Genomic DNA, 22,289 nt, shown 5'->3' with positions numbered 1-22,289 from the left:
TATTTAAAATTAATCAACTTGTGTGATTTCAATTTGGGGTAAGAGTTCGTTAATCTTAGTGGTAGTGGCTAAATCTTCTGAAAAGGCAGTCGCACTGCCACAAGCAAGACTTGTTTTGAAGGCCGCTAGTGCATCGTGATGTTGCGCGAATGTTCCGACAAAGCCGGCAATCATTGAATCGCCAGACCCAACGGAATTAATGACTGTGCCTTTTGGGGTACCACCGAGGTAAGCATGATCTTGGGTGATTAAGAGTGCGCCATCACCGGCCATTGAGACCAAAACGTGTTGGGCGCCTTGGTCTAATAATTTGCGACCAGCGGTAATGATTTCACTTTGATTGGCAAAATGTGTGTCGAATAGTTCTGCTAATTCGTGATGGTTGGGTTTGATGACTAGCGGTTTTTCAGCCAATGTGTCTAATAAAGCTTGACCAGTCGTATCGATCACAAATTCAGCATTGTGGGCTTGAATCAATGGGATTAAATCTTTATAGAAACTAGCAGGTAAATTAGGTGGCAAGCTCCCTGACATAAAGACAATATCACCAGCTTCAAGTTGCGCCAGTTGATTTTTTAAATGATCAATTGCAACGGCTGAAATATGGGGCCCTTGACCATTGATTTCAGTTTCTTCGGAGTTAGTCTTTAATTTGACGTTAATACGTGTGTCTTCTGGAACTTCTGTAAAACGACAGTCAATGGCTGCGTTGTTGAGCTTGTTTTGGATGAATTGGCCAGTGAAGCCCCCAACAAAGCCTAAAGCAACACTTGGCAAGGCTAATTCAGCTAGAATTCGCGAAACGTTAATGCCTTTACCACCCGGTAATTTGACGTCTGATTGGACGCGATTGACATTACCAATGTTCAAATTATCAAGTTGAATGACGTAATCAATTGAGGGATTCGCCGTAATCGTATAAATCAAGATAAAACCTCCTGGAGTTCTGTGGATGAATAATATTGTTTGTGCGTGTTGGCTGTCAGTCGATCAGTAACCAGTTGAACTTGTGACAGCGGAGCAAATTTACTGAATGAAATAGTATTGAATTTGGTATGATCCGCTAAAACCAATGTTTGATTGGCTTGTTGAATTGCAAAGCGCTTTAATGTTGCTTCTTCAGGATCAGGGGTGGTTAGCCCTGCTTGGTTATCAATACCATTGGTGCCAAGAATTGCTTGATTAAATTGGAATCGCAACAGGGTTTCTAAAGCAGCCGCACCAACCATTGCTTTGGTTTTACTCTTAATGCGCCCTCCTAAAAGAAAGGTTTGAATCTGGTGGTCTGCTAAAAGGGAAGCCGTATCAACGCCATTGGTAACAACCGTTAGATTCATTTCCGGTCTTAAATAGGGGATGATAGCTTGCGTAGTGGTTCCAGCATCTAAATAAATCACGCAATTTGGTTGAATTTTAGCAGCCGTAAACCGAGCAATAACATCTTTTTCGTGAACATTTTTACCGGTTTTTTCAGTCTGCCCAAGTTCGTCTTGGAGCGTATTGACTCGTTTGGCACCACCGTGAATCCGTGTAGCAAGACCTTGTTCTTCGAGCAATTGTAGGTCTCGGCGCACAGTCGATTCCGAGGTATTCAATAAACGGCATAGAGATTGCATTTTAACAACGTCTTGCTGCTTTAAAAGTTGTAATATCACTTGATGACGCTCTTCTGTTAACATCGCCAAAACCTCCGTAATTTTATTATGGCATCGTTTCCAAAATAAATCAATCAAAATATTCCAAAAACATTCAAAATCCATCAAAAATTGATATAGACCGAAAAAAAGATAGGCATAGTCGTCAGTAAGAAATAAACATTGCGAGCGATAGACCAGTTTAAAGACAATGTAGGGGTTTTCAAAAGTAAAAAAATTATGCTAGACTAATAAGTTATAGGGCGGTATAGCCCAATTATTAGGAGGCATAATCCATGGGAAAATTAGGCGTTTCAATTTATCCAGAACGATCAACTTTTGAAGAAGATGCGGCGTATTTAGATTTGGCCCGGCATTACGGATTTCAACGGGTATTTACATCACTATTGGAAGTTTCTGGCGATCAAGAAGCTGTGTTAAGTAACTTTAAACGGGTCGTCGCACATGCCAATCAGCTTGGCATGCAAGTTATGATTGATATTAATCCAGGTTTGTTTAAACAACTGGGAATTTCATATGATGATTTAAGTTTTTTCCATCAGCTTGGTGCTTGGGGTATCCGGTTGGATAATGGTTTTACCGGCCAAGAAGAAGCACAGATGACCCGAAACCCTTATGATTTAAAAATTGAAATAAATATGAGTCAAGGGACGAGCTATGTGGATAATATTATGAGTTATTCACCTAAACGGGCCAACTTACTGGGGTGTCATAACTTCTATCCACATCGTTTCTCTGGATTAGGCGAAACTTTCTTCAAACAATGTACGGCGCAATTTGCTCAATACCAGTTAAATACGGCCGCATTTGTTAATTCACACGAAGCGACTTTCGGACCATGGCCAACTCAAGATGGATTACCAACCATGGAAGTCGATCGTGATTTGCCATTAGCGACACAGATGAAACACTATATTTTAATGGATAACATTGATGACTTGATTGTTGGGAACGCTTACGCTTCGGAAGCTGAATTGAAGACTATGCACGATGTCTTTACCGCGGAATTTCCAGAAGTATCGATTGAAGTCGCTGCCGATATTACAGCCGATGAACGTCAAGTGCTTTTTGAGAGTTTACACAGTTATCGTGGAGATCGCTCAGACTACATTTTACGTTCAACTATGACCCGGGTAACATACAAGGATTTACCGTTTCCAGCACACAATACTATCGATATCCAACGTGGCGACATCTTAATTGATAATGAAGGGTACGGTCAATATAAGGGTGAAACACAAATTGCCTTACAAGCCATGCCAAATGATGGACGCGTGAATGTTGTCGGGCATATTGCTCCAACAGAACAATTCCTATTGAGTCACTTAAAACCATGGAGTCAATTCAAATTGGTCCCAGCAAGTAACTAAAACGGCTTGATGAGCATTGATTTAGTTCATGGATCAGTGCTTTTTTGGTAGCTATCAGGTTATTTCAATTGTCCGACTAGGTATTTGTTTACTTTTAGTTTTTTTTTCGTTATTATAGAAGGTACTGTTTAACGATGAGAAGGAGTCTATATATGTTTGTAGATCAAGTTAAAATTGATGTGAAGGCCGGTAAGGGCGGCGACGGTGCAGTTGCATTTCGGCGTGAAAAGTTTGTTCCGCTTGGTGGACCAGCCGGCGGCGACGGTGGTCACGGTGGAAGTGTCATTTTAGTTGTTGATGAAGGTCTGCGGACGTTGATGGATTTCCGTTACCGGCATCACTTTAAAGCTAATAGTGGCGGGAATGGTCAAAATAAACAAATGTATGGTCACGGGGCTGAGGACACATTTGTGCAAGTACCACCTGGTACAACAGTACGAGATGCTGATACTAATGAGTTACTCGGAGATTTAACCGAAGATGGGCAACAATTAGTGATTGCTAAGGGGGGCCGTGGTGGTCGTGGCAACATGCATTTTGCTAATGCCCGCAATAGTGCTCCAGAAGTTGCCGAAAATGGTGAACCTGGTGAAGAGCGGAGTATTCAACTCGAATTAAAAGTACTCGCAGATGTTGGACTTGTTGGCTTTCCATCAGTCGGGAAGTCGACACTCTTATCAGTCGTGACAAGTGCCAAACCCAAAATTGCCAGTTATCAATTCACAACTTTGGTCCCTAATTTGGGGATGGTGCAGCTTGATGATGGGCGTGACTTTGTCTTAGCTGATTTACCTGGCTTAATTGAAGGAGCTTCAGATGGTGTCGGTTTGGGAATTCAATTCTTGCGACATGTTGAACGGACCCGCGTTGTTTTACATTTAGTTGAAATGGATGAACAAACGGGGCGTAATCCGTTTGAGGATTATCAACAGATTAATCACGAATTAGAATCATATGATGCCAAAATTTTAGAACGGCCACAAATCATTGTGGCGACTAAGATGGACTTACCAGGCTCAACTGAATTATTAGCTGAATTTAAGCAAAAATTAGCTGCGATTGGCGATACGCATGAGATTTTTGAGATTTCAAGTATTACACATCAAGGGGTTCAACCATTGATGAATAAAACTGCCGATTTATTGGCGGCAACCCCTGAGTTTCCAATGGGTGATGTTGAAGAAGTTCAAACGCATAAGCGTTATCAATATCAAGCAGAAGAACCAGCCTTTAGTATTGAGCAAGATGAATACGGGACTTTCGTTATTTCTGGTGAAAAAATTGAAAAGCGCTTCAAGATGAGCAATTTAGATCATCAAGATGGAGTGATGCGCTTTGCCCGTCAATTACGTTCAATGGGGATTGATGCTGCTTTACGCGAAGCAGGTGCTCACAACGGTGATTTAGTTGCGATTGATAATTTCACATTTGAATTTGTCGAATAATAGATCTGCAAAAAGGAAGCCATTCAATTTTGAATGCTTCCTTTTTCGATAGTGCTGCTCAAATCAACGTGTTTTAGGATAGGCACATCATTAAAAAATTGTTATAATGACAGTTATTAGAATGTAGAGTGGGTTGGAAAAATGGTGGTCAAAAAGCGTTTAAAGAATAGTCGTTATATAACTGGTTTTGATGGGCTGCGAGCCATTGGTGTCATTGGCGTTATTTTATATCATTTAATGCCATATACTTTTACCGGTGGTTATCTGGGTGTACCAATATTCATGGTGGTTTCAGGCTATTTGATTACCGATTTGTTAGTGCAAGAATGGGAACAGAATCAGTGGATTAATTTAAAGAGTTTTTATGTCCGGCGTGTGAAACGGTTATACCCAGGATTAATTACGATGTTGTTTGCAACGGGTGCTTATATTACGCTCTTTAAGCGGGAGATGCTACATCAGCTTAATCAGATTATTGTAACCAATCTTTTGTACATCTACAACTGGTGGCAAATTGGACATGGCCAATCTTATTTTGACCGCTTTGCCAATAGTGAATCACCGTTTACCCATTTATGGACTTTATCGATTGAGGGACAGTTCTATCTCGTATGGCCGTTTGTCATTGTTGCATTAATCGTTGGAGTTAAAAATAAGCGCCGGATTGCCCAATTATTATTGGGACTAAGTGTTATTTCAGCGATTTGGATGGCCATTTTATATCAGCCCAATGCTGACCCCAGTCGGTTATATTATGGTACTGATACGCGGGTCTTTTCGATCTTGATGGGGGCTGCCATGGCATTTATCTGGCCGTCAACAGCACTTAAACAAAAGATTGTACTTAAACAACGTCTCGTACTCGATGGGATTGGGGTAGTGAGTGTGGTTGCTTTGGTTTGGCTAATGGTTAAGTTGAACGCCGAAAGTAGCCTCACTTATCGTGGTGGTTTATTCCTATTTAGCGGATTAGCTTGTATCCTAGTTGCTGTGGTAGCTCATCCAGGTGCTGACGGTAATCGGTTGTTAACGAACCCAGTTTTTAGTTGGTTAGGGAAACGTAGTTATGGCATTTACTTGTATCAATTCCCCGTTATGATTTTCTTTGAGGGGTTGTTTAGAAATGTGGCGGATCATCCGATTTTGTATCCGGTAATTGAAGTTATCGTTATCTTTGGGTTAACTGAGTTATCTTATCGTTTTATCGAACAGCCGCTGGCTCATTATCATTATCAGCAGTTGTGGTCACAAATGAAGCAATTCATGCAACGTCCCCATTGGAATCATGTAGTAGGGCGAATTGTGGGATTGACACTGGTTTTTTTGGTTGGGTTAATTGGGGTCTTTCAAGCGCCGTTTCAACCGGCACCTGATACCCATCGATCAGCATTGGCAATCAATATTAATCAAAATCAAAAGGCTAATCAAAAGCGCAAAGCTGCTTTAATGGACAAAGCTCAAGCACAGAATAAGATTGAAAAAGCCAAAGAGCCAGCAAGCAATAAAACTGAAAAAAATGCGGCAGGCACTGTACAAAGCCAGCCACATAATCAGGTACTAGAAAAATATGGTTTGGATCAAGCAACATTACAACAGGCACAGAATGTTTCAGTTACAGCTATTGGTGATTCTGTATTACTTGATGGTAGCCAAGCATTGCAAAAGATATTTCCCAATATGCTGGTGGATGCGGCGGTTGGGCGCCAACTCTATCAAAGTATTCAAATTATTAAAGATTACAATCAAAAACAAGCACTTAGTGATCGTATTTTAGTTAGTTTAGGAACCAATGGCGCCTTTACTCAGGATCAAATGGCCCAATTTATGACGGCAATTGGACCTAAGCGAAAAGTTTACTGGTTAAATGTATTTGTTCCAACGCGGCCTTGGCAAAATGATGTTAATCAAACGCTTAAGTCAGCAGCAAAAAGGTATCCAAATTTGACAATTATTGATTGGCATGCAAAAGCAGCCAAGCATAATAATTGGTTTTATCAAGATCAAGTTCACCCCAACCCAGCTGGGGTAAACGAATATGCAGCAATCATTGCTAAAGCCATGTTGGCAAAATAAAGTGTTGAATTTAAGACAGATTGGAAGAGCTAAATGGAATTAGAATTTTTAGGAACAGGTGCTGGCGTACCGGCCCGACAACGAAACGTGACAAGTATCGCATTAAAATTATTGGATGAACGTAATGAAGTTTGGCTATTTGATGTTGGTGAAGCAACACAACATCAAATCTTAAAAACGACTTTAAAACCGCGAAAGGTTAAGAAAATTTTCCTAACGCACTTACATGGTGATCATTTATTTGGACTACCTGGTTTTTTATCAAGCCGTTCTTTTCAAGGTGGGGATGAGCCATTAACCATTTACGGGCCCAAAGGAACCGAAGAATATGTGCGGACGAGTTTAAAAATCTCTGAGAGTCATTTAACATACGCACTGCATTTTGTAACGCTCCCTGAAGAGGGGGTTGTGCTTGATGATGGGACGTTCCACGTCGAATGCGCAAAATTGGATCACCGGATTGCAAGTTACGGTTTCCGGATTGTTGAAAAGGATCATCCAGGTGAATTGCAAGTTGAAAAATTACATGCAGCTGGCATTCCAGCTGGCCCAGTATATGCGAAGATTAAAAACGGTGAAGTGGTCACATTGGCGGATGGCCGCCAAATTGATGGCAAAGATTACATTGGACATGCTCAAAAAGGACGGATTGTTACCATTATTGGGGATACCCGTCAATGTCCACCAATCGAACGATTAGCGATGAATGCGGATGTTTTAGTCCATGAGGGGACATTTGGCAAACAAGAACAAAAAATAGCACATCAATATTTTCATTCAACGAATATTAATGCCGCTAAAGTAGCTAAAGCAGCTCATGTTAAGCGCTTGTTGTTGACCCATATTTCAGCACGTTATCTTGGTCAAGCTGTGCGTGAGTTACAAAATGATGCCCGCAATATTTTTAAAAACACTAAAGTTGTTAGTGATCTAGATATTTATGATATTCCATTTCATGGGCGAAAGGATTGAGCAGATGACTAAATTAAGGACATTACGCGATTTAAACCAGAAAATTGTAGTGATTACTGGTGGTTCGTCTGGTTTGGGGCGCGCCATTGCTTATGAAGCCGCTAGTAAGGGAGCTATTATTGTCGTTTTGGCTCGTCGAACAGCTGAACTAGCGGCTGTCCGTGAACAGGTACAGCGTCTTTCAGGTCGACCGGCCTATGCCTATCGATTGGATGTCAGTGATCCAACAGCGATTGAGACGATTGTGGCGCAGATTCGTGCAGAAGTTGGTATCCCGGATGTTTTAGTGAATGCAGCCGGTTTTGGGCATTTTGAAAATGCCCTGGACACCTCGATGACGATTGTCGAACAGATGTTTCGGGTCAATGTACTTGGCTTGATGTATATAACACGTGCTTTCGGCCGTATGATGATTGAGCAAGGTGGTGGTCATATTATTAACATTGCTTCAATGGCTGGTAAAATGGCAACCCCGAAGTCGGCAATCTATTCGGCAACTAAGTTTGCGGTGGTCGGGTATTCGAATGGGTTACGCTTAGAATTAAAACCGTTTGGAATTCAAGTAACGACGGTTAATCCCGGACCAATTGACACAGACTTTTTCGCGATTGCAGATAAAACAGGCAACTATTTAAAATCAGTCGATTGGGTTGTCTTAGATCCAGATCAATTAGCCCAACGAATTGTCAATGCAATTGGCCATACCAGACGTGAAATTAATGCACCGTGGTTGATGACTGTTGGGGCACAGCTATACCAACTGGCACCACATCTTGGCGATTATGTTGCTGGTCATGTATTAAATAAAAAGTAGGAGGTTGGTCAAATGAAAAAGCAAGGACGATTAATTACAGTATTAATATTGGCACTAATTATCGTAGTTTTTGCCATTTTAAACGTTGAACCAGTTGCAATCAACTTTGGATTTACGCACGTTAAGTGGCCATTAATTATTGTGATTTTGGTATCGCTATTGATTGGTGCAATTATTACTTTTTTGGCAGCGACTGGCAGCTCGTTGAGCCAACGAAAAGCGCAAAAAGAAATGGCTAAAGAAGTAACTGACTTGCGTGACCAACAGGCGACTGCGATTAAAACGGCCGTTGAAGCAGAAAAAGTTAAGCATCAAAAAGCAGTTGATAAGCTTTTAGCGGAAAAGGAAGCTCAGATACATGAATTACACGCTAAAATTAATCAGATTACACAAACAAGTGATCATCACAATGCCTGAAATTAAAGCGTGCACGAGCAAATTTGTTCGTGCACTTTTTTTATGGAGTGAATAGGCGAATTACTTGAAAGTTTGACCTATTTTGACTATTATAGAGATAGTCAGAGTGATCTGATGATTCATTAAAAATAACCAGTAAAGGAATGACGTCTATGAATCCAGAACAAATGACACAAGCTGTCCAAGATGCGTTGGCAGAAGCGCAAAAAATTGCGATGACGCGTCATCAAACTGAAATTGATATTCCACATCTCTTCAAATATTTAGTTCAACCACAACAACTCGGTCGCCAGATTTATGAAGAAGTTGGTGTCAATATCAATGCGCTTGAGGCTGAGATTGATCGCGAAATTGATACGATTCCAACCGTGGAAGGCCAAACGAACTATGGGCAAAATATCTCACAGAATTTATATCAGGTGTTTACAGCCGCTGAAAAATATAAAACAGAATTTCAAGATGAATTTTTATCAACTGAGGCAGTTATTCTCGGGTTGATGAGCTTAAAATATCAAGCATTAGTTCAATATTTACAAAAACAAAATGTCACTGAACAAAAATTAATGAAAGTGGTTACTGATTTACGTGGCGGTGAGCGCGTGACGTCTAAAAATCAAGAAGATAATTATCAAGCGCTTGAGAAATATGGCACGGATTTAATTAAGGCTGTCCGTTCTGGTGAAATGGATCCCGTTATTGGTCGGGATGAAGAAATTCGTAATGTTATCCGAATTTTATCGCGTAAGACCAAGAATAATCCGGTTTTAATTGGAGAGCCCGGGGTTGGTAAAACGGCAATTGTCGAGGGACTAGCTCAGCGAATTGTTCGTAAGGATGTTCCTGATAACTTGAAAGATAAAACAATTATCTCTCTTGATATGGGAACCTTAATTGCAGGTGCTAAATACCGGGGTGAGTTTGAAGAACGGCTCAAGGCTGTTTTGAAAGAAGTAAAGAAAAGTGAAGGTCGGATCCTGGTCTTTATCGATGAAATTCATACGATTGTTGGCGCTGGTAAGACTGAAGGCAGTATGGATGCAGGTAATCTTTTGAAGCCAATGTTGGCACGTGGTGAACTCCATATGATTGGGGCCACGACGCTTGATGAATATCGCCAGAATATTGAAAAAGATAAAGCCCTTGAGCGGCGTTTTCAAAAAGTTTTGGTGGAAGAGCCATCCGTGGAAGATACCATTAGCATTTTGCGGGGGTTAAAGGAGCGCTTTGAAATTTTCCATGGTGTTCGCATTCACGACAATGCTTTAGTCGCAGCGGCGACGCTATCTAATCGGTACATTACTGATCGTTTCTTGCCGGATAAGGCAATTGATTTGGTTGATGAGGCAAGTGCCAATATTAATGTTGAGATGAATTCACAACCAACAGAATTAGATCAAGCAACGCGTCAATTGATGCAACTGGAGATTGAAGAAGCAGCCTTAAAGAAAGAAACTGATCCTGCCTCACAAAAGCGTTTAGCAGAGACGCAAAAGCAATTGGCTGATTTACGTGAAACAACCAACAGCTTAAAGCTACGTTGGGAAACTGAAAAAGAAGATCTTAACCATATTAATGATAAGAAAGCTGAAATTGATGCTGCTAAACGGCAATTAGAAGAAGCGCAAGGTAATTATGACTTAGAAACTGCGGCAAAATTACAACATGGAACGATTCCACAGTTAGAAGAAGATCTCGCTAATCTTGAAAAAGCGGAGAAACCTGAAGACTGGATGGTTCAAGAATCCGTAACTGAAAATGAAATTGCGACCGTTGTTAGTTCACAAACCGGAATTCCGGTCGCGAAATTAGTGGCTGGTGATCGGCAAAAATTACTGCAACTAGCAGATGTTTTGCACGAACGGGTTATTGGTCAAGATCAGGCAGTAAATGCAGTGACAGACGCTGTTCTACGTTCAAGAGCAGGACTCCAAAATCCCGATCGGCCATTAGGGTCATTTCTTTTCTTGGGGCCTACGGGGGTCGGTAAAACCGAATTAGCAAAAGCCTTAGCGGAGAACCTCTTTGATTCTGAAAAGCACATGGTACGCATTGATATGAGTGAATATATGGAGAAATACTCTGTTTCGCGATTAGTCGGGGCTGCTCCAGGCTATGTTGGTTATGAAGAGGGCGGTCAGTTAACTGAAGCTGTGCGGCGCAATCCATATACGATTGTTTTACTAGACGAAATTGAAAAAGCGCATCCAGATGTTTTTAACATCTTATTACAAGTGTTGGATGACGGCCGTCTAACGGATTCGCAAGGCCGGACCGTTGATTTCAAAAATACGATCATTATTATGACCTCTAACTTAGGCTCAGAAATCCTACTTGATGGGGTTGATGAACAAGGCCAAGTTTCCCAAGAGGCTAAGGAAAATGTGCAAGCTTTGATTCAAACGAAATTTAAACCAGAATTTTTGAATCGAATTGATGATACGATTATGTTCTCACCATTGAGTTTGAATGATATTCAAACGATTGTAGTCAAGATGCTCCAAGATTTGTCGAATCGTTTAACAAATCAAGAACTAACCTTGTCAATTTCGGATTCTGCCAAACAATGGGTGGCACAAGAAGGTTATGATCCTGCATTTGGGGCTCGGCCATTGCGGCGGTTTATTACCAGTCACATTGAAACGCCATTAGCCAAAGAAATTATTGCAGGGCATATCTTACCAGGGACAACGGTTGAAATTAACTTAAAAGATCAACAACTTGTTTTTGAAAATCGATAACCTTTAAAAACGGGACAAATTAGATTTTGGCCCGCTTTTTTTATAGCCACTATGCTGAAAATTACTGTTAACTTAGTTATTATATGTTACAATAATCCTTGATAAGCAGTCGGTTGGCAGTATCGGTGCGTGACGATTTCATTGTTAGGGTGGTGCTGCTTAAATGATTTAATCGATTGTTTTTCTGTAATTGACTTGCTCTTAGCCGATAAACATAGTATTATAGAAGTCGCGGACAAAAGTAGCGGGATATGTGATGATTTAAAAGTCAATTTGAATGGGATTGAGATAATCCTTGCCAAATTCCCCGAGTTCGGTATATCATTAATGAATCTAAGATATAAAGGAGTCTGAAAATAATGGCAGTTCCAGCAAGAAGAACATCAAAAGCAAAGAAACGTATGCGTCGTGGACATATTAAATTGAACACACCAAACGTCCAATTTGATGCAACTAATGGCGAATATCGGGTAAGTCACCGTGTCTCACCAAAAGGTTTCTACAAGGGCGAACAAGTTGTTACACCAAAAGCTAACGACTAATTGTCAAGGTGGGCTTCTGAATAAGAAGCTCTTTTTTTATGTTTTTTAATAGTTTTGAAAACTAGATAATGCTATAATTATCACTAGATAAAAGGAGCTTGATTATCATGAAAAACGAAATGTTAAAGCAGAAACTAGATCGTTTACAAATTACTCGTCTGCCACGGTGGACGGACTTACCCGATTTAGCATTGTATATGGATCAAGTGGTCAGCTATATTAATCAATACTTAGACGGTTTAAATCTTGATGAAATTACGGCTGCAATGATCAATAATTATGTTAAAAAAGGGATTGTCACGGCCCCTAGTAAAAAACGTTATACGAAATCGCAAATTGCTCAAGTGTTAATTATTGCGTTACTAAAAACTAGTTTTTCGATTGAAGAAATTAAACAACTAATCATTGCGGAATCACCACGGCGTAATGAAAAACAACTTTATGATTACTTTATCCTAACCTTTTTAGCGGCGATTCATCAACTTGATGCAGATTACAGTCCTTACGAAAAAAGTAAAAATCCAGCGGGAATTTTAGTAACAGAAACTGAACAGACGCTATTAAAATTAGCTTGTCAGAGTGTTGTCTACAAAATTGCGATTCGAGTCACCTTGAAAAAAACGAACACTAATTCTCGAGAATAGGCGTGAGATGATAAACTTAGCATAGATGAAAAAAAGATTAAATTTAAAAGATAATTTAATTATAAAATATGTGAATTCGTTTACCAATTCTTTTTTACGCCGTAAAATAAAGATAACTATTAGTTTATTAACACTGCTTAATAAACTAATTTTTCTTCAGAGTTAATCATCATGAGTAGCTCTGAAGAAAAATATGAAAGAGGTGTTTTGGGTGACAGAAAAGAAAAAAACTAGTAAGTTAACATTAGGCGCACTAATTCTGATGATTTTTACGTCCGTCTTTGGGTTTACAAATATTCCACGTGCGTTCTATTTGATGGGATATGCATCAATTTTTTGGTATGTTTTAGCAGCTGTTACCTTCTTCATACCTTATGCATTTATGTTGGGGGAAATGGGGGCTGCCTTCGGCGAAGCTAAGGGCGGTATTTACTCTTGGATGGAAAGAGCCGTTAATCCCAAATTTGCTTTCGTGGGGACGTTTATGTGGTTTGCTTCATACATTATCTGGATGGTTAACGTTGGCAATGGAATCTGGATTCCACTTTCAAATGCAATTTTTGGGGTTGATAAAACCCAAAGTTGGTCAATTTTCGGTTTGACCAATGGTGTGCAAACATTAGGTATTTTAGCAATTATCTGGATTATCGTGATTACCTTTGTGACGTCTAAGGGGCTTGATAAAATCAAAAAAATTACGAGTATTGGCGGTTCAGCAATTACCTTGATTAATGTGCTTTTATTCTTAGGCGGGTTATTAATTCTGGTCTTGAACAAGGGGGTCATGGCGCAACCAATAACGACCCATGCATTCTTCCAATCACCTAATCAAAGTTATACATCAATGATCCAAGTTTTTAGTTTTGTAGTATTTGCCATTTTTGCTTATGGTGGTCTTGAAGTGGTTGGCGGTTTAGTTGATGAAACTGAAAATGCCAAAGTGAACTTTCCGAAGGGATTAGCAATCTCAGCAATCGTGATTGCGGTTGGGTATGCAATTGGAATTTTCATGATGGGAACTTTTACTAACTGGGACTTTGTCTTCAAAAATGGTGGTGGGTTCGCTAAGGCAACTGGTTCAAATGCGACTGTTACTTTAGGCAATGTAGCTTATATTGCAATGAATAATATGGGCTACCAACTCGGCTTAGCAATGCACTTAAGTGAGCATGTTGCCATTCAAGTTGGTATTTGGCTCAGTCGTTATATGGGGATTTCAATGTTCTTGGCACTTACGGGCGCCTTTTTCACACTCATTTTTTCACCGTTAAAGACGATTATCGAAGGTACACCAGCGCAATTATGGCCTAAGTCATTTGCTAAAAAAAATGCACATAATATGCCAGTAAATGCCATGAAAGTGCAAGCTGCAATTGTAATTGTAATTATTGCGTTCGTTGCTTTCGGTGGTAAGAGTGCCGCTAAGTTTTTCGATATCTTAACGGCGATGACCAACGTTTCAATGACGTTGCCATACATGTTTGTGGCCTATGCGTTCTTTGGCTTCAAGAAAGATGATAGTATTGAAAAGCCATTTACAATTTATAAGGGAAAAACCTTCTATAAGTTCTGTGTCTGCATGGTGATGTTTACGGTTGGTTTTGCGAATGTATTCACAGTTATTCAGCCAGCAATTGATGGTAATTTAAGTCAAACAATTTGGTCAATTGCCGGCCCGGCATTCTTTACAGTAGTAGCGTTAGTAATGTTTAATCGTTACGAAAAGAAAATGAATTTAAAATAGTCTTTTGAAAGGGCAACCGTTACGCGGTTGCCCTTGATTATTTTAAAAAAAGCGACACTTCGTCGTTTATGCTTGAAATGTGATTCTAAAAGGGTTAAGCTATTATTTTAATCAGTTAAATTACAATGAAAAGGTGATCAACATGAAAAAAATAGTGGTTAGTTTGATAACTAGCTTAGGATTAATCAGTCTGTTGGCAGGCTGTGGTACGACTAAGCTAACGACGACTAAAACAAATTATCGACAAAATGGAATGGTAGCGGTTGTGAAAGGAACTGCGGCTAAACAGGCAGATTTAAAATACCGGATTAATCAAGAACGCTTTAAAAAGGTCACGGTTAAGGGTGGCACTTATGTGATTCAAGTACCTACTACAACTAATACACAAACTGTAACCGTTCGGGCCAAGGCAAACGGTAAAACAAGCACCAAACAAGTGACGATAGCTGCAGCAACAGCGGTTGGCCAATATGCAAAGATTGCTAATCAATATAATCAGGCTTTAGTTGGGATGGCGTTATCCAAGGCCGATCAGACAAAGGCCCAAGAATTACAAAAACAAGCTGCCGCAGCTAAAGCAGGTCAATTAACGGCAACTGAGTTAGGGGCCCTCAAGCAAACACAACAGGTAGTTCAAGATGCCATGCAACAAGCACACCAAACACAAAAAGAGCGCTTATTGCCAACTACTCCTAAAAATGGGGTTAGTGAATGGACGGCCAATCAACATGTCACAATTCGCGGCTCGGTCGATAATCAGGACGTTATGGGAATTACATTGATCACACCAGTTAATGCATTGAAGAATAAGGCTGCGCTCAAAGATTTTGGGACAAGCTTTGCTTTAATTGCGCAAGCAACTGGGGCTGATTCAAAAAAAGTGATGTCTGAGTTTAGCGATTACACAAAAAATAATAAAAAAGGTAGTCAAACAACCATGAAAACAATTAAATCACATGGTGTAAAATTTAATACTGGTTTTTCAGCAAGTCATCTGTATATTTATATTACGAAATAAATCTAATGTAGGTTGCCAAGGGGAACCTCGTTATCCAAATCAAAAAAGGCGACCAACGCAGTTAACATTTTGCTAACTGCGTTGGTCGCCTTTTTGATTGATTTTTGGCGCGCATGCTAGCTTGATAAAGCTTACACGACGCCTGTTTTATTTAGCAGGATCTTTTGGTAAAACCAATGGTAAGAAGTTGAGTAAGAGTCCAAAAATCACTGAGACCGTAATCGTAGTTTGAATATTAAAACCTGTTTTGGTGAGTTTAGAACCGATAAATCCAATGACAAATCCAAAAATCACTGTCCAAAGTAAATTTACGACGTATTTCATAATTGGCCTTCTTTCTTTGATTCAATTCTCTGATATTGTAACACGTTTTCTAAAGAGAATCATTTGAAATAATTTGTTATACTAAGAGTAATCGAGTTAACGAAGAAAGAAGGGGCGTTGCTTGCCATTTGTTCAACTACAGGTTAAGAGTACCTATACGCTCTTGGAAAGTACCACTAAAATTGATGCACTGATTAAAAGTGCTAAGGCGCGTGGTTATCAAAGCATTGCACTGACGGATAAAAACGTGACTTATGGACTGGTTGATTTTTACAAGGCGGCCAAGGCAGCCGAGTTACATCCAATCTTGGGTTTAACGCTTGAAATTGGCGGATTACTTCAAACCGATGAACGGTTTCCGCTAATTGTATTGGCGAAAGATTTAGTTGGCTATCAGAATCTTTTGAAGCTCTCTTCTAAAGTGATGACGCAAACTGATCTAGTTTCATTTGCTGATATTACGCAGTGGTTCAGCCATTTAGTAGTGATCACGCCGGCTCAAGCTGGTGAATTAGTCCGCTTACTTTTGCAAGCGGAGGAGCAAACAACGGCATATTTGACGCAACTCCAGGCGGCAGTTGATCCGGGGAGCTTGTACTTAGGAATCAGTGCCAAGCAAGCAGCAGCCCCCCAACGTAGCGGGTTAATTGCATTGAGTCAGACGACCGGAGTTCCGCTGGTTGCGTTGGGTGATGTTCGTTATCTAGAACCAGATGATGCTTTTTCAGTGCAAGTCTTACAACATATTAAAGCTGGTACGCAAGTTAATCTCCATAGTGGTGATCAGACAACTCCAGGCGGCTATTATTTACAAGCTGCTGATCAGATTACGGCCGAGTTTGAAGCATTGCAGTTGGTCGAGGCCGTGCACAATACGGATAAGATTGCCCAACTCTGTCAAGTTGAGTTGACCTTTAAGCGGGCCCAATTACCACGCTTTGAAACACCGCATCAAGAGTCGGCAACGGCATATCTAGAACAGTTAAGTCAGCAAGGCTTACAAGCTCGGTTTGCCAATCAAGCGATTCCGCAACAATATCAAGAACGCTTGCAGTATGAATTGCGAGTGATCAGCGAGATGGGCTTTGCCGATTATTTCTTAATCGTTGCCGATGTCATGCGGCATGCCCATGAACAACATATCATGACGGGCCCAGGGCGAGGATCTGCGGCGGGGTCGTTGGTGGCCTATGCTTTAATGATTACTGATGTGGACCCGATTCAATATCAATTGTTGTTTGAGCGGTTTTTGAACCCTAATCGGGCGAATATGCCAGATATTGATTTGGATATTCCAGATAATCGCCGGGATGAAGTCTTAGCCTATGTTTATCAAAAATATGGGCGCAATCATATGGCACAGATTATCACCTTTGGCACACTGGCAGCTAAAATGGCGTTACGTGATGTGGGGCGTGTGTTTGGCTTAAGTCAGTTTGAAATGAATGATTGGGCTAAGGCAATTCCGGACGTGCTGAAAATCACGTTAAAAGAAGCTTATCAACAATCACAACCATTGAAAAATTTGGTGGCTGATTCCACTCAAAATCGATTACTATTCGAGACAGCACAGAAACTTGAAGGACTGCCACGGCACTACTCAACGCATGCGGCTGGGATTGTGTTAAGCCAAGCACCGTTAACTGATACGGTTGCATTACAAAGTGGCGGTGAAGAGATTGAACTTACACAATTGCCAATGGGCAACGTGGAAGAACTGGGCCTACTGAAGATTGACTTTTTAGGGTTACGTAATTTAGGGATTCTTGCTAATATTGTAAAGCTTGTTGGACAGCAAACGGGACAGCCGTTTGACCCACACTCAATTCCGTTGGATGATCCTAAAACACTTGCACTATTCCAACAAGGTGATACTAATGGTATTTTTCAATTTGAATCGGCTGGGATTAAAAACGTATTGCGACGGCTAGCACCAAATTCATTTGAAGATGTGGTCGCAACCGATGCACTATATCGGCCAGGTCCAATGGAAAATATCGACGCGTTTATTGCTCGGAAGAACGGACAAGAACCAGTTACTTACCCTGATGCTTCGTTAGCGGATATTTTGGCGCCAACCTATGGTGTTTTGGTCTATCAAGAACAAGTTATGCAAGCTGCTTCAAAGATGGGCGGGTTCAGTCTGGGTGAAGCGGATTTATTACGGCGTGCAATGAGTAAGAAGAAAAAGGCCGTCATCGACGCTAGTCGAACCCAGTTTATTCAAGGTGCTCTGGAACGTGGTCATACAAAAAGTGCGGCAATAACTGTTTATGATTATATTGAAAGGTTTGCTAACTATGGTTTTAATCGTTCACATGCAGTAGCTTATAGTAAAATTGCTTTTTGGTTGGCTTATTTGAAGGTCCACTATCCGGCTGCTTTTTTTGCCGCTTTGTTAAATGCTGTCTTAAATAACCCTACCAAGACGAAAACTTATCTCGCAGAAGCGAAGAAACGGCAGATTAAAGTACTACCACCAGATATTAATTTAAGTCAAAGCTATTTTAGACTAGTTGATAAAGGAATTGTTTTTGGCTTGTTCAGTGTAAAAAAGGTGCGCCGCGACTTTGTGACGGCGATTATTCAAGAGCGAACCGCTAATGGGCCCTTTAAGTCATTATTAACTTTTTTACAGCGAATGGACACAAAATTTTTGAAGCAAGAAGCGTTAACCGCCTTAATTTATAGTGGGGCTTTCGATCAATTCAATCCGAATCGAAATGCACTTTTGACCAACTTAGCAGATTTACTTGATAGCGTAAAATTAGCAGGGAATAACGTTGATTTATTCACCGTTTTAGCACCTAAGGAGCGGCTTGTTCCGAATTTAACTTTAACTGAACGTTTGGATAAAGAATCTGAATATCTAGGGGCTTATGTCTCGGGCCATCCAGTCGAAAAATATGATCGGATGCGGCGGTATTATCATGTTCCAGATATTAGTGATCTTGTCCCTGAACAAAATGTGCATCTTGTTTTATTCATTCGCCGAATTAAAGTCATTCGGACCAAAAAAGGTGATCAAATGGCATTTGTAACTGGTCAAGATGCAACTGGTGAAATTAGTATTACACTCTTTACTGGTGTTTATCAGCGGATTAGTGAGTGGCTGCAAGTTGGCCAAGTTGTTCTAGTGATGGGGAAGGTTGAACGACGTCGTGATTTACAAGTAGTCGCTAACCAGCTTCAATTGGCACAAGATGCCCAAAAAGCGCTACCTCAAGCGACACTTTATCTAAGAGTTCAAGTGCCATTGACTGTTCAAAAGCAACAACAATTGCATCAAATATTACGGCAAAATCATGGGACGACGCCCGTTATTTTATACAGTGCAGCCGATAAGCAGTCAATTCTATTAAATGAAAACTATTGGGTTGCCGGTAATGCCCAAACGACGACTGCGCTTACAAATATTTTAGGAACTGGCAATGTTATTTTAAAAGAACACAATTAATAAACAAATTGAGGGTTCTTTGCGAAAAAATTCGCAAAAGACAAGACTTATTTTCTGAAAAGTGATAATATGTTAGTGACTTTGAAAGACCAAAAGGTTTTTTAAGTAAAATATTTGCCTGGGGTGAAAAGATGAAACGCATAGGTATTTTGACAAGTGGTGGGGATGCACCTGGTATGAACGCTGCCATCCGTGCCGTTGCAAGAAAAGCAATGCATGAAGGCCTTGAAGTCTACGGGATTAATTATGGATATGCTGGTTTAGTTGCTGGTGATATCTTCAAGATGGATCCAATTACGGTTGGTGACAAGATACAACGTGGTGGGACGTTCTTGTACTCTGCACGTTATCCGGAATTTGCACAAGTTGAAGGGCAATTGAAGGGGATTGAACAACTTAAGAAATTCGGCATCGAGGCTTTAGTAGTAATTGGTGGCGATGGTTCTTATCATGGTGCACTTCGGTTAACTGAACATGGTTATAATGCAATTGGTCTTCCAGGAACAATTGATAACGATATCCCATTTACAGATCAAACAATTGGGTTCGATACCGCTGTTAATACAGTGCTCGAGTCAATTGACCGGATCCGTGATACAGCTGCTAGTCACGAAAGAACTTTCGTTGTGGAAGTAATGGGCCGCGGTGCTGGTGATATCGCGCTTTGGGCTGGTGTTGCCGGTGGCGCCCAAGATATTATTATCCCTGAACATGATTTTGACGTTAAGGCCGTTGCTGATAAGTTACGCGCTTCACGTGAACATGGTCAAAAACATGCTGTCATCGTATTGGCTGAAGGGGTTATGCACGCTGATGAATTCTCAGAAAAACTTTCTGAATATGGCGATTTCCACTTACGTTCAACTGTTTTAGGACACGTTGTTCGTGGTGGGGCACCAACCGCTAGTGACCGTGTGTTAGCAAGTCGTTTGGGCTCAAAAGCAGTTGAATTATTGCTTGAAGGCAAAGGCGGCGTTGCCCTTGGAATTGAAAAGAATGAAATTATCGCACATGATATGTTAGACTTATTTAATCATAAGCATCACGCAATGTTAGATCTTTATGATTTAAACGAAGACTTAGCATACTAGATTTATCGTTTCACATTTAAATTCGTTAAAATGACTGAAAAGTCTTTTAAAAAAACAGACATAAAAGGAGAGATTCCACTTATGAAAAAAACCAAAATCGTAAGTACACTTGGACCCGCAAGTAATAATGTTGACACAATTGCAAAATTAATCGAAGCAGGTGCTAATGTATTCCGCTTTAACTTCTCTCATGGTGACCATGAAGAACATTTGGGCCGGATGAATATGGTTCATGAAGCTGAAAAAATCACTGGTAAAACAGTTGGTATCATGTTAGATACCAAAGGTGCTGAGATTCGAACAACTGTTCAACAAGGTAAGAAATTTGAATTACACACTGGTGAAGTGGTACGTATTTCAATGGACGATACGCTTGAAGGAACGCCTGAAAAGATTGCCGTTACTTATCCTGGTCTATACGACGATACACACGTTGGTGGACACGTTTTAATCGATGATGGTTTAGTGGATCTTAAAATTATTGAAAAAGACGAAGCAAACAAAGAACTTGTGACTGAAGTTCAAAACGATGGGATGGTTGGCTCACGTAAGGGTGTTAACGCACCTGGTGTTTCAATCAACTTGCCTGGTATCACTGAAAAAGATGCTAGTGACATCCGTTTTGGTTTGGACCACGAAATTAACTTTATCGCAGCTAGTTTTGTTCGTAAACCTCAAGATGTTTTAGATATCCGTGAATTATTAGAAGAAAAACACATGGAACACGTTCAAATCTTCCCTAAGATTGAATCACAAGAAGGAATTGACAACATTGATGATATCATGAAAGTTTCCGATGGTTTGATGATTGCTCGTGGTGACATGGGGGTTGAAATTCCATTTGAAAACGTACCTTTCGTTCAAAAGAGCTTGATTAAGAAATGTAATGCAATTGGCAAACCAGTTATCACAGCTACCCAAATGTTGGATTCAATGCAAGAAAATCCACGTCCTACACGTGCTGAAGTTAACGACGTTGCTAATGCTGTAATTGATGGCACTGATGCAACCATGCTTTCAGGCGAAAGTGCTAACGGTGACTACCCAGTAGAAGCTGTTGCAACAATGGCCCGCATTGATGAAAGAACTGAAAAATCATTAACAGATCGCGATGCATACGCATTGAAAACGTACAGCAAGACTAACTTAACAGAATCAATTGGCCAAGCTGTTGCACATACTGCACGTAATTTAGGAATCAAAACAATCGTCGCTGCTACCGAATCTGGTTCGACAGCACGGATGATTTCTAAATACCGCCCACAAGCTGATATCTTAGCCGTTACATTCGACGAACGGACACGTCGTGGCTTGACAGTTAACTATGGTGTATATCCAGTTATTGCTAAGAAACCTGCTAATACAGATGATATGTTCAACTTAGCAACCCAAACAGCTCAAGAACATGGCTTTGCTAAAGAAGGCGACCTAATCTTGATTACTGCTGGTGTGCCAGTCGGCGAACGTGGCACAACAAACGTGATGAAAATCCAATTAATTGGCTCAAAATTAACGCAAGGTCAAGGTGTTGGTGATGAAACAATCGTTGGTAAGGCAGTGGTTGCTACTAACGCTAAAGAAGCTGCTGAAAAGGCAATCGATGGCGGCATCTTAGTGGTTAAATCAACTGATAAAGATTATTTACCAGCGATTGAAAAATCAAGTGCGATCGTTGTCGAAAATGGTGGATTAACATCACACGCGGCAGTGGTTGGGATTGCTATGGGAATTCCAGTGGTTGTTGGTGCTAAAGATGCAACGGATGCTATCAAAGATGGCGAAGTTGTGACAGTTGATTCACGTCGTGGGATTGTTTACCGCGGTGCTACTAATGCACTTTAAGCACTAACTAATAATGAATGAAAAAACCGCCTCGTTTTTTGAGGCGGTTTTTTTGGTTAAAGCGGTGTTTAAAACGGTGATTTATTGAATTACTTTTCTGAAAATACTGACAAACAGACGATTTATCGGTACAATGGTAGGGA

General features: G+C 40.5%; 17 protein-coding genes. 14 read left to right on the top strand and 3 right to left on the bottom strand.

Going from position 1 to position 22,289, the window contains the following annotated elements:
* Nucleotides 1–9: 9 nt before the first annotated feature.
* Nucleotides 10–927, bottom strand: coding sequence for a 1-phosphofructokinase (pfkB, locus tag FC90_RS03205; RefSeq protein ID WP_057907868.1), 918 nt, complete (start codon nt 925–927; stop codon nt 10–12).
* Entirely contained in the window at nt 924–1,679 is a 756-nt protein-coding gene (locus tag FC90_RS03200) for a DeoR/GlpR family DNA-binding transcription regulator (protein ID WP_057907867.1), read from the bottom strand. The genes pfkB and FC90_RS03200 overlap by 4 nt, the downstream gene beginning before the upstream one ends.
* A 251-nt stretch (nt 1,680–1,930) precedes the next feature.
* Between FC90_RS03200 and FC90_RS03195 the strand changes: the two genes are divergently transcribed.
* From FC90_RS03195 to FC90_RS03145, 11 genes are all read left to right on the top strand, one after another.
* Nucleotides 1,931–3,025, top strand: a complete 1,095-nt coding sequence (locus tag FC90_RS03195) for a DUF871 domain-containing protein (protein ID WP_057907866.1) — start codon at nt 1,931–1,933, stop codon at nt 3,023–3,025.
* Nucleotides 3,026–3,177: 152 nt separating this feature from the next.
* Complete coding sequence (gene obgE / locus FC90_RS03190) at nt 3,178–4,470, top strand: GTPase ObgE (RefSeq protein WP_057907865.1); 1,293 nt, start codon at nt 3,178–3,180, stop codon at nt 4,468–4,470.
* A 141-nt stretch (nt 4,471–4,611) separates the two neighbouring features.
* Nucleotides 4,612–6,543, top strand: coding sequence for an acyltransferase family protein (locus FC90_RS03185; protein WP_057907864.1), 1,932 nt, complete (start codon nt 4,612–4,614; stop codon nt 6,541–6,543).
* Between the two features lie 33 nt (nt 6,544–6,576).
* A complete protein-coding gene (gene rnz / locus FC90_RS03180) occupies nt 6,577–7,515 on the top strand; it encodes a ribonuclease Z (RefSeq protein ID WP_057907863.1) in 939 nt (312 codons plus the stop codon).
* Nucleotides 7,516–7,519: 4 nt separating this feature from the next.
* Complete coding sequence (locus FC90_RS03175; protein ID WP_057907862.1) at nt 7,520–8,329, top strand: SDR family NAD(P)-dependent oxidoreductase; 810 nt, start codon at nt 7,520–7,522, stop codon at nt 8,327–8,329.
* 12 nt (nt 8,330–8,341) lie between these two features.
* Nucleotides 8,342–8,746, top strand: a complete 405-nt coding sequence (locus FC90_RS03170; RefSeq protein ID WP_057907861.1) for a LapA family protein — start codon at nt 8,342–8,344, stop codon at nt 8,744–8,746.
* Between the two features lie 152 nt (nt 8,747–8,898).
* Complete coding sequence (gene clpB / locus FC90_RS03165) at nt 8,899–11,484, top strand: ATP-dependent chaperone ClpB (protein ID WP_057907860.1); 2,586 nt, start codon at nt 8,899–8,901, stop codon at nt 11,482–11,484.
* A 359-nt stretch (nt 11,485–11,843) separates the two neighbouring features.
* The gene (rpmF, locus tag FC90_RS03160; protein WP_057907859.1) at nt 11,844–12,026 is read left to right on the top strand and encodes a 50S ribosomal protein L32; all 183 of its coding nucleotides are present in this window, start codon (nt 11,844–11,846) and stop codon (nt 12,024–12,026) included.
* Nucleotides 12,027–12,133: 107 nt separating this feature from the next.
* Nucleotides 12,134–12,670: a DUF1836 domain-containing protein gene (locus tag FC90_RS03155; RefSeq protein ID WP_057907858.1), complete on the top strand. Its 537-nt coding sequence runs from the start codon at nt 12,134–12,136 to the stop codon at nt 12,668–12,670.
* Nucleotides 12,671–12,881: 211 nt separating this feature from the next.
* Nucleotides 12,882–14,414, top strand: coding sequence for a glutamate/gamma-aminobutyrate family transporter YjeM (gene yjeM / locus FC90_RS03150; RefSeq protein ID WP_057907857.1), 1,533 nt, complete (start codon nt 12,882–12,884; stop codon nt 14,412–14,414).
* A gap of 142 nt (nt 14,415–14,556) precedes the next feature.
* Entirely contained in the window at nt 14,557–15,432 is an 876-nt protein-coding gene (locus FC90_RS03145) for a hypothetical protein (protein WP_057907856.1), read from the top strand.
* Nucleotides 15,433–15,579: 147 nt separating this feature from the next.
* Here FC90_RS03145 and FC90_RS09065 read toward each other — a convergent pair whose 3' ends face one another.
* Nucleotides 15,580–15,756, bottom strand: coding sequence for a YjzD family protein (locus FC90_RS09065; RefSeq protein WP_083482001.1), 177 nt, complete (start codon nt 15,754–15,756; stop codon nt 15,580–15,582).
* A gap of 121 nt (nt 15,757–15,877) precedes the next feature.
* Between FC90_RS09065 and dnaE the strand changes: the two genes are divergently transcribed.
* The 3 genes from dnaE to pyk all read left to right on the top strand — a co-directional run bounded on the left by dnaE (nt 15,878) and on the right by pyk (nt 22,146).
* The gene (dnaE, locus tag FC90_RS03140) at nt 15,878–19,213 is read left to right on the top strand and encodes a DNA polymerase III subunit alpha (RefSeq protein ID WP_057907855.1); all 3,336 of its coding nucleotides are present in this window, start codon (nt 15,878–15,880) and stop codon (nt 19,211–19,213) included.
* A 131-nt stretch (nt 19,214–19,344) separates the two neighbouring features.
* Nucleotides 19,345–20,304 carry a 6-phosphofructokinase gene (gene pfkA / locus FC90_RS03135; RefSeq protein WP_057907854.1) on the top strand — a complete coding sequence of 320 codons (960 nt, stop codon included), beginning with the start codon at nt 19,345–19,347 and terminating at the stop codon, nt 20,302–20,304.
* An 81-nt stretch (nt 20,305–20,385) separates the two neighbouring features.
* Nucleotides 20,386–22,146, top strand: coding sequence for a pyruvate kinase (gene pyk / locus FC90_RS03130; RefSeq protein WP_057907853.1), 1,761 nt, complete (start codon nt 20,386–20,388; stop codon nt 22,144–22,146).
* Nucleotides 22,147–22,289 lie beyond the last annotated feature (143 nt).

The sequence above is a fragment of the Latilactobacillus graminis DSM 20719 genome (assembly GCF_001436415.1).
GTDB lineage: Bacteria > Bacillota > Bacilli > Lactobacillales > Lactobacillaceae > Latilactobacillus > Latilactobacillus graminis.
The sequence above is the reverse complement of the archived record's forward strand: the minus strand, read 5'-3'. Positions and strand labels throughout refer to the sequence as shown.